Origin of the sequence: Paenibacillus daejeonensis DSM 15491 (genome assembly GCF_000378385.1) — a bacterium.
GTDB lineage: Bacteria > Bacillota > Bacilli > Paenibacillales > Paenibacillaceae > Paenibacillus_D > Paenibacillus_D daejeonensis.
The window spans coordinates 1-12,153 of the sequence record NZ_KB899659.1 but is presented as its reverse complement, the minus strand read 5'-3'; the positions used below and the strand labels follow the sequence as shown (position 1 = coordinate 12,153).

The 12,153-nt window shown below is 49.2% G+C and carries 13 protein-coding genes and 1 pseudogene; 11 read left to right on the top strand and 3 right to left on the bottom strand.

Annotation, left to right across the window (positions count from 1 at the left end):
• The first annotated feature begins 21 nt into the window (after positions 1-21).
• Complete coding sequence (locus F556_RS0100075; RefSeq protein ID WP_020614827.1) at positions 22-570, top strand: P-loop nucleotide/nucleoside kinase family protein; 549 nt, start codon at positions 22-24, stop codon at positions 568-570.
• Between the two features lie 261 nt (positions 571-831).
• Here F556_RS0100075 and F556_RS0100065 read toward each other — a convergent pair whose 3' ends face one another.
• Positions 832-1,302 (bottom strand): MerR family transcriptional regulator, encoded by a 471-nt coding sequence (locus F556_RS0100065; protein ID WP_020614825.1) that lies wholly within the window; start codon positions 1,300-1,302, stop codon positions 832-834.
• A gap of 171 nt (positions 1,303-1,473) precedes the next feature.
• Here F556_RS0100065 and F556_RS0100060 point away from each other — a divergent pair, with 171 nt between their 5' ends.
• Positions 1,474-2,325, top strand: a complete 852-nt coding sequence (locus tag F556_RS0100060) for an aldo/keto reductase (protein WP_020614824.1) — start codon at positions 1,474-1,476, stop codon at positions 2,323-2,325.
• A 599-nt stretch (positions 2,326-2,924) separates the two neighbouring features.
• Here F556_RS0100060 and map read toward each other — a convergent pair.
• The gene (map, locus tag F556_RS0100055) at positions 2,925-3,671 is read right to left on the bottom strand and encodes a type I methionyl aminopeptidase (RefSeq protein WP_020614823.1); all 747 of its coding nucleotides are present in this window, start codon (positions 3,669-3,671) and stop codon (positions 2,925-2,927) included.
• 5 nt (positions 3,672-3,676) lie between these two features.
• A complete protein-coding gene (locus tag F556_RS0100050) occupies positions 3,677-4,279 on the bottom strand; it encodes a TetR family transcriptional regulator (protein WP_020614822.1) in 603 nt (200 codons plus the stop codon).
• A 151-nt stretch (positions 4,280-4,430) separates the two neighbouring features.
• Here F556_RS0100050 and F556_RS0100045 point away from each other — a divergent pair, with 151 nt between their 5' ends.
• The 9 genes and pseudogenes from F556_RS0100045 to F556_RS38510 all read left to right on the top strand — a co-directional run.
• Complete coding sequence (locus tag F556_RS0100045; protein ID WP_020614821.1) at positions 4,431-4,904, top strand: DinB family protein; 474 nt, start codon at positions 4,431-4,433, stop codon at positions 4,902-4,904.
• A gap of 80 nt (positions 4,905-4,984) precedes the next feature.
• The gene (locus tag F556_RS0100040) at positions 4,985-5,719 is read left to right on the top strand and encodes an ABC transporter ATP-binding protein (protein ID WP_020614820.1); all 735 of its coding nucleotides are present in this window, start codon (positions 4,985-4,987) and stop codon (positions 5,717-5,719) included.
• Positions 5,712-7,340, top strand: a complete 1,629-nt coding sequence (locus F556_RS0100035; protein WP_020614819.1) for a hypothetical protein — start codon at positions 5,712-5,714, stop codon at positions 7,338-7,340. Before F556_RS0100040 ends, F556_RS0100035 begins: the two co-directional genes overlap by 8 nt.
• A 175-nt stretch (positions 7,341-7,515) precedes the next feature.
• Positions 7,516-7,950 (top strand): MerR family transcriptional regulator, encoded by a 435-nt coding sequence (locus F556_RS0100030; RefSeq protein ID WP_020614818.1) that lies wholly within the window; start codon positions 7,516-7,518, stop codon positions 7,948-7,950.
• Positions 7,951-7,954: 4 nt separating this feature from the next.
• Positions 7,955-8,926, top strand: coding sequence for an aldo/keto reductase (locus F556_RS0100025; protein WP_020614817.1), 972 nt, complete (start codon positions 7,955-7,957; stop codon positions 8,924-8,926).
• 70 nt (positions 8,927-8,996) lie between these two features.
• Positions 8,997-10,025 carry an AraC family transcriptional regulator gene (locus F556_RS0100020; RefSeq protein ID WP_020614816.1) on the top strand — a complete coding sequence of 343 codons (1,029 nt, stop codon included), beginning with the start codon at positions 8,997-8,999 and terminating at the stop codon, positions 10,023-10,025.
• A 54-nt stretch (positions 10,026-10,079) separates the two neighbouring features.
• Complete coding sequence (locus F556_RS0100015; RefSeq protein ID WP_020614815.1) at positions 10,080-10,874, top strand: SDR family NAD(P)-dependent oxidoreductase; 795 nt, start codon at positions 10,080-10,082, stop codon at positions 10,872-10,874.
• Between the two features lie 102 nt (positions 10,875-10,976).
• A complete protein-coding gene (locus tag F556_RS0100010; RefSeq protein WP_020614814.1) occupies positions 10,977-11,693 on the top strand; it encodes a 3-ketoacyl-ACP reductase in 717 nt (238 codons plus the stop codon).
• A gap of 273 nt (positions 11,694-11,966) precedes the next feature.
• Positions 11,967-12,153 (top strand): annotated as a pseudogene (locus F556_RS38510) (transposase); the annotation flags it as partial.

The window sequence follows — 12,153 nt, the reverse complement described above, 5'->3', positions numbered from 1 at the left end:
CAAGGGGAGGGTGGTCATGCCATGATTTTAAAAGAACCTAGTATTATTGTAATTACGGGCATTATGGCCAGTGGTAAATCGACCGTAGCCCAGCTGTTAGCCGAACAGTTGAATCCTTCCGTCCATTTACGGGGAGATATCTTCCGAAAAATGATCGTCAATAACCGGCAAGAGGTGCATCCCGATGCTAGTGAGGATGAGCTAGATCAGCTGCGTCTGCGTTACCAGCTCACTGTTCAAGCAGCGGAGATGTACCATCGGGCCGGGTTTAACGTGGTCGTTCAGGATGTTATCGTCGGTCCAATGCTGACCGAATTTATTGCCTTGCTCAATCACCGCCCCTTATACCTCGTTGTCCTCAGCCCAAGCACAGCAGCCGTTGCGGCCAGAGAAGCTGCACGTCCCAAAACAGGCTATGGGATCTGGACGGTCGAGGGGTTAGATCATGTTCTGCAGCAGGAAACGGCAAGAATAGGGATGTGGCTGGACTCAACAGAGCTGTCCCCCGAAGAAACCGTTCTTGAAATTATAGCAAGACTTAACGATGAGGCCATGATACCATCACCTTAAATGGGCTGAACGACCCGCGGGTGACTTCTGAGACACTAAGGCTGGAGGTATGGTCTTGCGAAAAAAGAATCGATACATAGGACTGGGCGTAGTGGTGGCCCTGATTATTGTGATATTGGCATCCACAAATTCATTTGCATCAGACGGATTAGAACGTTTCATGGATACTGTCTTCTCCACAATTGTGAGGATCTATGACTGGTTTCTTCGATTGTTTGGCGTCATTTAAACCTATTTACAGTTCTCCCCGTGTACCCACGCCTAGGCGTGGGTTTTTGATTTGTCAGGCGTTTTCTCAGAGGGGGAGTAGAACACATCTGCATGATAATGCCGGAGTTCTTCCCATTTCGCAGGATTGGTCGTGTCCAGTGAGCGATTTTCGAGAATGGCCTGATATAATGCCGTTTTTTCTTCCAAGTGAGCGACGTGTTGTTTGGCTTCTTCGAGCTGAGCAAGCGCCGCTTCTTTTTGCTCCATCATGATTTTGCTTCGTTCTGGAACAGTTGAGTCTCCTTCCATACACAAATCAACGTAGGTTTTGATCACTTCGAGCGGCATGCCTGACTGCTTGAGGCATCTGACGCCGTGCAGCCAATTGATGGACTCTGTATCAAACAGCCGGATATTATGCTCATTGCGCTGCACACTTGGTACCAATCCTTTGTCCGTATAAAAGCGTACTGCGTGCTCCGTGAGGCCCGTCAGCTGGGCGGCTTCTTTGACCGTATGCATATGTCATTCCCCTTTTAGAAAAAAAATAAAAAGTCGGCTTGCCTTCGTGTTACACGAAGGGAGTAGACTAAGTGTATCGCAAATCGGCCCACTTCGGAATCCTCGCCATGGAGAGAAATTCTTAGAGGCATGGACGTTTGCTGTACAACAAGTAAACTAGGAGGAATGACAATGCAAACTGTGACCTTAAACAATGGAGTGAGAATGCCGATTATCGGCTTTGGTGTCTATCAAATTCCCGATGCGGACGAATGCGAAAATGCCGTATACGAAGCGTTAATGGCTGGCTATCGATTGATCGATACCGCGGCGGGATACCTGAATGAGGAAGCGGTGGGACGTGCGATTAAGCGCAGTGGTATTCCTCGGGAGGACGTATTCATTACAACCAAGCTCTGGATTCAAGATGCGGGTTATGAAGCTGCCAAGCTGGCAGTCGCCAAATCGTTGAAAAAGCTGCAGCTCGAGTACCTCGATCTATATCTGATTCATCAGCCATTCGGTGACTACTACGGTGCATGGCGGGCCATGGAGGAGCTGTACCGGGAGGGCAAAATCAAGGCCATCGGGGTAAGTAATTTTCATCCGGACCGTCTAATGGATCTCATCGTCCATAACGACATCGTGCCAGCGGTCAACCAGATCGAAACACATCCGTTCTATCAGCAATTCGAGAGTGCCGCGTTCATGAAAGATCAGGGAGTTCAGCATCAGTCTTGGGGGCCGCTCGCCGAAGGACGGAATAACCTCTTTACTAACGAAGTGTTAGGGTCCATTGGGGAGAAATATAACAAGTCGATCGCCCAGGTTGTGCTGCGCTGGTTGGTTCAGCGGGACGTTGTCGTCATCCCGAAATCTGTGCGCAAGGAACGAATCGTTGAGAACATTGATATTTTCGATTTCGAGCTGAGCGCAGAGGATGTGGCGCAAATCACCGCCCTCGATACGAAGGAAAGTGTGTTCTTGTCCTATCATGACCCGGCGATTGCCAAGGCATTGGGTACGTTAAGAGTCGAGCTTTAACTAATAAGATTGAAAAATAGAATCCTACGGTCACGGATTGATCTTCCGATCGCTGTTGTCCCCAGATTTCTTGATTTTTAACCGATTAAGCGGTAGAAATCCGGGGACAAAGGCGAACGCTACGCAGCGTATGCTTTCGAAGTCGCTTTCTTCCAGAAAGCGTTGACCTGATTTGATTCCGTGCCTCTTCGGCTATCAGTACACGTAGTTTGTTTAGGGTGGACGGGGAATCGAATCCCAAGTCTGCTAGCGAAGTCCCGGCGAGGATGAGCGAATAGGCGAGCATGGCGGATCGTAGATAGGTGGTTATGGTGCATATGTTCCGTTATTCGTTGTATAACGGGCGGTTCTGCCGGTTTTGTGGAGCATTTGTTCCGTTATCGGCTTACTAACCATTGGTTACCTTTGCATTTCTAGCGAATAACGTAAAATAGAAGCCCTATTCTTGATTGCATAGGCGATATGGATGGTTTAGCGGAAAAAAAGCGACCTATTATTTGAAAACCATAGCAATTCCTCTGGCTGCGAATATATCGTCACTTAGCTCTAAAAACCAGAACTTCCGATGTACGGAGTTTCTGGTTTTTTTAACACCTTACCTATTGCGCAGTCAATACAATTGGGCCGTCCGCCGTAATGGCGAGTGTATGCTCGTATTGAGCGGACAGCGAGCCGTCAACGGTTCTGGCCGTCCAGCCGTCAGCATCCATTTTCATATGGTACTGGCCTGCATTAATCATTGGTTCAATGGTTAGCACCATGCCTTCCTTCAGGCGCGGCCCTTTGCCCGGTTTGCCGACATGCGGATAGTTGGGCTCCTCATGCATTTCCCGTCCTACGCCATGACCTAGCAGATCACGCACGACTGAGAAGCCATGTTGCTCTGCGTGGGTCTGAACGACATGCATGACATCGCCGATCCGGTTTCCGACAACCGCGTGCTGAATCCCAATATCCAGGCATTCCTTGGTGACCTGCATCAGTCGGCGTGCTTCATCTGACACCTGGCCAACTGCATAACACCAAGCCGAATCGCCAATCCAGCCATCGGCCTCTGCGACGATATCGATGGTGACGATATCACCTTCCTGGAGTGGCTTGTCGCTCGGAAACCCATGTGCAATGACGTCATTGACCGATGCGCATGTTGCATACGGATAGCCATTGTAGCCAATCGTGTGCGCTTTGGCGCCGTTCTCTTTCAGAAAACGCACAGCAAATTTCTCAATCTCAAGGGTTGTTATACCCGGCCGAATCATGCCCGCGATCGCTTTGTGAAACGCAGCAACGATTTGCCCAGCTTTTCTCATCTCATCAATTTCTGTTCTGGATTTCAGGATAATCATCCTGTTCATCTCTCCTTAGCGGGTATACCCGAAAAAATCAAATCTATGATGTCTTGAACACCCATCTCTTCCCGCATATGGTGGTGAATGTTTAAGGTAGCGTAACCAACAAGTGAGCCGAAGATCAGGTTAGCCATCTTCTCCGGTGTGTCGGAGGCCGTCCCTTCACGAATCATATTCACAAACGGTAAATAAATGCGGGCCTGAAATTCGGCAAATAGCTTACTGAACCGGTTCCCTGGAAAGTGATGAAAATTATCTGCCACTGATTTAAGTAAAATAAACACGGAAGAGTCTTCCATGCAGGTGCGCAAGAGGAGATTAGAAAACACTTCGGCTTGTAGCACACCATTGTCATGCTCTGTCAAAGCGGGACGTATAGCCAACTCTGTTCGATCGAGCGCATCCCACAGCATATCTTCCAACAGCATGTGCTTGTTTTTGTAATAATGGTATACGGTTCCGTACCCGAGCTCTGCGCGGACAGCCACATCGCGGATTTCCAGCTGAATGCCTTGCTCCAGATAGACCGCCGCCGCCGCGTTCATAATTTGATTCATACGCATTTCACGGATGGCTTCATTCTGTTCTTTCGTACGTGGGGACATGGCGCCTCCTTTTTAGACCTGCAGAAATGTCAATGTAAAAATAATATACAGCATGAGGTCAAAAGGATCAAGTCTAATATTGACGTACATCATAATTGTAGTTATCATAGACATCTATAGTCTATATCACGTCGTAAAGGAGTTAACTGCAATGAATGTTCTTCAAAGCCAGTATGAAATGATCCAGCGTACCCGTGAGTCCTTATTCCGTTTTTGTGAAGGCATGACCGCTGCAGATTACATAAAAGCAATAGATCCTCTAGGCGACAGTTCGATTCGCAGTCTACATGCTCATGTGGCGGATTGTTATCTTGTCTGGATGGGGAAACGTGGGCTTGGGCTATCGACACCCCGACTAAAACCCCAGTCTATTGACAGTGTAGAGAAGATGCGAGAGGTTTTTAAGAGAACAGATGCCTTGGTCTACGAATTCCTGCGAGATTTTAAGGACAAATGGAAACCTGCCGTTCAAGAACCGTGGATGAGTAGTAGTGCGGAGGCCACCCAATTATGGTTATTTACGCACTGCATTACACACGAATTCCATCATAGAGGTCAAATCTCGAAAATTGGTAGACAACTCGGATACATTCCCGGTAAGATGAACCTTTCTAAAGGGCTATAGGATTATGCTATAATGGACAATATTGGACACAAACAATAAGTTAGGGAGTGTGACGCACGATAGAACCACAGGATAACAGCATGACAACAGGGAAGAAGGCACTTGTTCTGGAGGACCTTAGAAAAAGCTTTGGTCAAAAACAGGTGCTGGCTGGTGCAGATTTTCGTTTTGAACAGGGGAAAATCTATGGGTTGCTGGGCCGAAACGGGGCTGGCAAGACGACCTTATTTAATTGTCTTGGCGGGGAGACGGACACAGACGGCGGTAAGATACAGTTGGAAGATGGATCTTCGGTTCGCGATGTGCAGGATGGTGATGTCGGGTATGTATATTCCCTGCCGATCTTGCCGGAATTCCTAACCGGTTACGAATTCATACGTTTTTATATCGATGTTAATGAAGCAGCCATTGCTGGGCGCGGCGACGATATCGATGGATTATTCGATATGATGCGAATCGCTAAGGATGACCGACACAACCTGATCAAGCATTATTCACACGGCATGAAGAATAAGATTCAAATGCTGCTCTTTCTGCTCATGAAGCCTCCCATTATTTTGCTGGATGAGCCGCTGACGTCGTTTGATGTCATTGTTGCCTTGGAGATGAAGCAATTGCTGCGAGAGATGAAAGGGGATCATGTGCTGATCTTCTCCACGCATATTTTGCAATTAGCTGCAGATTTATGCGATGAACTGGTTATTCTCCATAACGGAAAGTTATCGCGGGTATCCACCGAGCTGCTGAGTCGGCCTGATGTCGAGCAGCAAGTGATCGAGCTGTTGCGTGACGGAACGGAGCCATCGAATGACTGAGGTGTGGAGCACGATCACCACCATGTGGCGCTTGCAGGCAACAACATGGGCTAACCGCTTGATCTATTATGCACAGCGTCTGCCTCTGCTTAATCGATTGGTCAATGAGCGGGCTTATGCCGCTGTTGGCGCCAAACGAGTGGCAGGCATTGCAGCGGTCGTCTTAATGATCATGGCTGGCCTGGCGAGCAGCTTTTTATACCTAGGCGTGATGATAGCTCTACCCTTGCAAGTGTGGGCAGGGGAATGGGCAGATGATGCGCGTCGTGCTTTATTTGTGCATATGTATTTCTGTCTGAGTGTTCTATTAGCAGGCGTATCGAGTGCGAAGGTACTAGAGCCGACCAAGATAAAATACATCGCCGTCCGGCTGATGCGAATTGCGCCGACTCGGTATATGCGGGCAACGATCTTATACCGCTATGCGACGTTCTTCTTGTATCAATTGATTGCCATGCTCGTGATTGGTAGCGGTCTGGGTATCACCTTACTGCAAGCTGTTCTGCTGGTGGGGGCTGTGACCCTATGGCGAGTGGGAACGGAATGGCTGCACCTGGCGTTGTACCGATGGAGCGGGATTGTGTTGGTCAAGAAAACGGGGACGGTTATGCTCATCACGTTGCTTGCAGCTGCGCTGGCCTATCTGCCGTTGACGCCACTTGATGTCATACCGGCATTCGGTGATGCAATCCTCGGACAGCCATTCATGTTGGCACTTCTCCTGGTGTTCGGATTAGTTACCGGTTATTTGCTGCTTCGCAAGACAGATTATACAGCTGCCTTACGAGAATCGACAAACCGCGATGATCCGTTGTTGAATATGCAGCAGCTAATCGCTGATGCTCAGCAAAAAAGTGTGCAGGCCAGCGACAAGGACTATTCGGAAAACCGGACGTTTGAGCCAAGCGATACAGATGAGGCTACCAGGAAAAAGGGCTATGCCTATACGCATCAGATTTTTATGACACGTCATCGGAGCCTGATCCGTGCACCACTCCGCAAGCGGCTGTCCATCATCGGTGTACTCGGCGTTGTGCTTGCGGCCGTCGCCCTGACCATGTCCAATACACTGGAGGTTGCATGGCTCGGAGAATTTGTTCCTTTCGTCATCCTCGCTATGCTGTATTTTGCAATGGGTGATCATCTGTGCAAGACCTGGTTCTATCATTGCGATATGCCGCTCATGCGCTATCGTTTCTATCGGAAGGATGCCGTGCAGCATTTCCGCCTGCGGCTGGGACAACTGCTGCGGATGAATGTTCTAATCGGAACGAGTCTGGCAGCGGTATTAACTGTGTCTGTTCTGATTGTGTCTGGAGGAGAAATCCCCGGATTTCTACTGCCGCTCTGGCTGCTGACTCTGTCGCTCGCTGTGTTCTTCTCAGTACATCATCTGCTGCTCTATTATGTGCTGCAGCCCTATACAACTGAACTGAATACGAAGAATCCATTTTTCTTTCTGATCAATAGCGTGTTCTCCGGCGCCTTTGTCGCAACGATGCTGATCCGTCCGAATCTATGGGTTCTAGCTGTTATCGTGGTTGTCTTGACCCTGACCTACGTGTTTATGACAGGACCCCTTGTCACAAAATTTGCAGACCGGCGCTTTCGTGTAAAGTAATCCTTACCCTCTAGTGCCTCATGTGTGAAACGGAACCTGCTACACCGTTACGCCCATGAGGCACTCTTTTGTGATGCGCACAAAATAATTCTTGCCTTAAAGTACACTTTAAGGTTTAGGCTATTCAACAACCAGCCGTCTTACTTAAAAATGAGTTGTAAAGGAGCCATTCCCGATGTCATTTACGATAAAAGAAGCCTCAGAGCGGCTAGGTTGCCCGGCTCACACCATCCGGTTTTATGAAAAGGAGGGATTGCTCCCTTATATCAAAAGGGATCAACATGGCAATCGTTTGTTTGAACAAGATCATCTCGACTGGATTCGGTTAATGACCTGCTTCCGGGCCACCGGAATGAAAATCTCAGTCATGAAGCAAATGGTTAACCTGGCGTTAGACGGCGATGCTACGATACCGCAGAGAAAAGCGATCCTAAACCAGTACAAAGAGGAATTGTACCGCCGTCAAAATGAGCTGGCTGAAGCTCTTGATGGTGTAAATAACAAATTGGCCATCTATGAGGAAATCGAAAAAGGGAGGCTACCTTCCGAAAGCAGTCTTCTCCATCAAATGGAAGATCAGCACAACCAATTAAACAAAAATGAGGGATAATGAAATGAAAAATATTACGTTGGGGAATAGCAAGATTAGCTTGTCTTCCATCGGACTTGGTATTATGGGCATGTCTCCAGGGATATACGGGGAAACGAATGACGAGCAGTCGATTCAGACCATCCATCGTGCGTTGGAGCTAGGCGTCACCTTATTTGATACAGCAGACGTATATGGGAACGGGCATAATGAAGAGTTGCTCGGAAAAGCGCTTCAGGGTCGACGAGAGCAAGCGATCATTGCGACCAAATTTTCTTACACCCCTAATTACGAAGGCATCAGCGGCCACCCAGATTACGTAAGGAAGGCAATAGAAGATAGCCTGCGTCGATTAAATACGGATTATATCGATTTATACTACCAGCATCGGGTAGATCCGCAAGTGCCGATTGAAGAGACAGTAGGGGCAATGTCAGATCTCGTCAAGGCAGGGAAGGTTCGAGCAATCGGACTGTCGGAAGCTTCGGCTTCCACCATTCGCCGGGCTCATGCCGTGCATCCCGTCTCAGCGCTAGAGAGCGAATATTCCCTCTGGAGTCGGGACATCGAAGAAGAGATACTCCCGACTTTAAGAGAACTGGGGATTACCCATGTAGCCTATAGCCCGCTCAGCCGAGGGTTTATCTCTGGTGAGCTAAGCTCATTTGAAGATTTGGCTGCAGATGATCTTCGCAGGTGGATGCCTCGTTTCCAGGGAGAGAATTTCGACAAAAATATCCAAATCGTCAACAAGATTAAAGAGATTGCTAACGAAAAGAATTGTTCTCCCTCACAACTAGCCATTGCCTGGACGATCGCAAACGGGGCGTTGCCTATCCCAGGCACGAAGCGAATCAAATATCTGGAGGAGAACACCGCTGCCGCGGATATTATCCTTACGCAAGACGAAATGATGCGAATTGAGGCCGTGAGTCCGAAGAACGCAGCGCAAGGGGCCAGATATATGCAAGAACAAATGACCTTACTTGAAGGTTAGGCTATAATGTAATGGTCCACGGTCCCCGTGGGCCAATTACTTGTTTGAATGTCCGGGAGGGTTAATCATCATGAATGCTTCAGCATCCGATCGAGTCAAGCTTGCACCCGGGTTCTGGTCCAGTCTGCGCTCGTTAGACCATTCCCCCGAAGAGGTCGTGGTCCATGCTAATCTCCCGATGGCCATCCTTGAGGAACCGATTGTCACTACAGCCCAATACTATGCGATTTGGCAGAGCTACGCTGAGCTTGCCGGCGATGCTGCAACAGGATTGATCGAGCTGGCGACCGCTTTTGACACGGCCCACTATCCACCTGCGGTATTAGCGACCTTTCACGCCCCGGATTTTCGGGAGGCTCTCCTGCGTATGACACGGTATAAGCAGATGTGTCCGCCGGAATACTTACGTCTGCACGAAGAAGGAGCCTATGCTGTCATCGACCTGGCCTGGCAGAACCCGGGGGAGCCTGGACCACCAATCCTGGTAGGCGTGACTCTGGCTAATCTGCTCGAGCTGGGCCGCCGGGGAACGGGAACCCAGCTTGTGGCTCATGCAGTAGAAATCATGGACGAAATGGGCAACAAGGACGTGCTGCAAGCTTATTTCGGCTGCTCTGTGCATACCGGCGCGTCTGGCAACCGGATCATCCTGCATCGGAGGGACTTGGATCGGCCGTTTATTACCTATAACGAAGAAATGCTAGCGATTCTTACGCCTGCTCTGGATCGTTCCCTCCACGAACTGCCGAAGGCACGCAGCATCACGGAGAACGTAAAATATATTCTTTCCCGTAACCTATCCCGTGGCCAATATGATATTCAAACCATTGCCAGTGAACTGGGAATGAGCGATCGTACCTTGCAGCGACGTTTGGCGGAAGCAGGGATAAGGTTCACAGAGTTGATCACGCAAACCAGACATGAACAAGCCTTACACTACTTAGCAGATCCGTCGCTGGAGATCAAAGAAATTGCCTTCCTTGTAGGCTATGAAGATCAGAATTCATTCTATCGCGCCTTTCGCTCGTGGGAAGGGGACACGCCCGCCAATTGGCGCGCCTCGCAAGATCATTGGCGCTCCCCGCTAGTTACTGAGTAGTCAGAACAAGCTATCCTTATTCCTATACTAGAAGTAGGGAGTGGGATAAGGACAATGGATATGGGATTAAAGGGCAAGACCGCCCTTGTAACCGGTTCGACGAAAGGGATTGGTAAAGCGATAGCGATCGAGCTCGCGAGGGAAGGCGTTCATGTCTTAATCAATGGCAGGAGCAGGGAAGCGGTCGAGATTACCGTGATGGAGATCCAGGCGGAGTTTCCCGACACCCGGCCTCAGAATGCAGCTGCAGATCTCGTGGATAATCAGCAAAGAGAGGCGCTTTTGGCGAAATTTCCTCAAGTCGACCTGTTGATCAATAGCATGGGGATCTATGAGATCAGAGCTTATGATGATCTAAGCGATGACATATGGGAGCATTACATTCGTACCAATGTACTCGCTGCCAATCGCCTGACTCAGTTCTATCTGCCCTCCATGCTCAGCAACAATGATGGACGAATCCTCTTTATTGCCAGTGAGGAGGCCGTCATGCCATCCGGTCAGATGCCGCATTATGCTGTGACGAAATCGATGCTGCTCTCTTTGGCCAAGAGCTTGTCGAAGTTAACGAAGGGTTCGGAGGTTACCGTGAACACCATCATGCCGGGACCAACCTTGTCCGAGAATGTGCAGCAGATCATCGACGGTATCTATTCACAGACTGACATGACCTTTAAGGACAAAGAGAAGGATTTTATGAGCAAAAACCTGCCGCAATCCGAAATTCAGCGCTTCATCAGACCATTAGAAATTGGACGCTTGGCCGCCTTTCTCTGCAGTCCCTATGCCTCGGCATTCAAAGGCTCACCGATCCGGATGGATGGGGGCATGGTACCCACAATTTACTAAGATGAATGATGGCTGGCAGGGGACAACGGGACGCACTTTCCTTTCGCAACGGAGAACGGTAAAATGGAGTGGATCTTGTTCTTCGAAAGGAGCGAATGACGTATGCAATCCATTACAGGAAAAGTTGCGTTTATCACAGGAGCAGGCAGAGGGATCGGCCGTGCCATCGCTATTGCCCTTGCCCAAGAAGGTGTGCATGTCGGGCTGGTAGGCCGTACACTGGAGCATCTGCAATCGGTAGCGGAAGAGCTGAAACAATATAATGTAAAAACTGCCGTCGCGACAGCGGATGTGGCAGACCTCCAATCGATCACAGCAGCAGCAGAGAGCATCCGGGGTGAGCTCGGTGCGATTGACATTCTCGTCAATAATGCGGGCATTGCCAAGTTCGGCGGATTCATGGATCTGACACCAGAAGAGTGGACGAATATTATCGATGTGAATGTAAAAGGCGTCTATTACACCACTCGGGCAGTGCTGCCAGAGATGATGGAACGTAATACCGGTGATATTATCAACATTGCGTCGACAGCAGGACAGAAGGGAGCGCCATTGACTAGTGCGTATACCGCTTCCAAAGCCGCGGTCATTGGTTTGAGCGAGTCCTTGATGCTGGAGGTCCGCAAGAAGAATATCCGGGTATCTACCTTGACCCCGAGTACGGTCGCTACGGATATGGCACTTGATCTGAAGCTGACCGATGGTAATCCCGACAAGGTGATGCAGGCTGAGGATCTGGCTGACCTGGTTGTGGCGCAATTGAAGCTGCACCCGCGCGTCGTCTTGAAGCATGCAGGATTGTGGTCCAATAATCCATAACACCGAATGAAAAGGTCATTCGGGCGCGAAATCGCGCTTGATTGGCCTTTTTTTTATTGAACGGTCGTATGGACGGGATGGGGGGAAGGGGGCGAAATGAGGAAAGAGGGAACTTACAGATTCTAACGGCCACCACAGCTGCTATTTGAGCTAAAATCGGTGTTTTGAAATTTTAACGGCCATATCGTGACTGTCGATTTAATGTGAATAACTGCAAGCAAGAGTCTCATTCGCTATAATAGAGAAAAATCACCAACTTAGGAGTGAAGCTCAATGAAAACGAGTGTCCGTTACAAAACCTTTGACCAACTAAGCATTGCAGATCATATGGTCTATTCGAGGTTACCCCGGCACCCGTTTTGGAGCGCGATCGAAGAAAAGATTGATTTCACCTTTGCTGATGCACTATGCGCTTTTCTCTACTCAGGGCGTGGACAGCATCCCTACGCCCCTTCGTTGA

Bases quoted from the DNA above. Each gene is read 5' to 3' on its own strand.
- F556_RS0100075 (WP_020614827.1), top strand. From the start codon at position 22: ATGATTTTAAAAGAACCTAGTATTATTGTAATTACGGGCATTATGGCC.
- F556_RS0100065 (WP_020614825.1), bottom strand. From the start codon at position 1,302: ATGCATACGGTCAAAGAAGCCGCCCAGCTGACGGGCCTCACGGAGCAC.
- F556_RS0100060 (WP_020614824.1), top strand. From the start codon at position 1,474: ATGCAAACTGTGACCTTAAACAATGGAGTGAGAATGCCGATTATCGGC.
- map (WP_020614823.1), bottom strand. From the start codon at position 3,671: ATGATTATCCTGAAATCCAGAACAGAAATTGATGAGATGAGAAAAGCT.
- F556_RS0100050 (WP_020614822.1), bottom strand. From the start codon at position 4,279: ATGTCCCCACGTACGAAAGAACAGAATGAAGCCATCCGTGAAATGCGT.
- F556_RS0100045 (WP_020614821.1), top strand. From the start codon at position 4,431: ATGAATGTTCTTCAAAGCCAGTATGAAATGATCCAGCGTACCCGTGAG.
- F556_RS0100040 (WP_020614820.1), top strand. From the start codon at position 4,985: ATGACAACAGGGAAGAAGGCACTTGTTCTGGAGGACCTTAGAAAAAGC.
- F556_RS0100035 (WP_020614819.1), top strand. From the start codon at position 5,712: ATGACTGAGGTGTGGAGCACGATCACCACCATGTGGCGCTTGCAGGCA.
- F556_RS0100030 (WP_020614818.1), top strand. From the start codon at position 7,516: ATGTCATTTACGATAAAAGAAGCCTCAGAGCGGCTAGGTTGCCCGGCT.
- F556_RS0100025 (WP_020614817.1), top strand. From the start codon at position 7,955: ATGAAAAATATTACGTTGGGGAATAGCAAGATTAGCTTGTCTTCCATC.
- F556_RS0100020 (WP_020614816.1), top strand. From the start codon at position 8,997: ATGAATGCTTCAGCATCCGATCGAGTCAAGCTTGCACCCGGGTTCTGG.
- F556_RS0100015 (WP_020614815.1), top strand. From the start codon at position 10,080: ATGGATATGGGATTAAAGGGCAAGACCGCCCTTGTAACCGGTTCGACG.
- F556_RS0100010 (WP_020614814.1), top strand. From the start codon at position 10,977: ATGCAATCCATTACAGGAAAAGTTGCGTTTATCACAGGAGCAGGCAGA.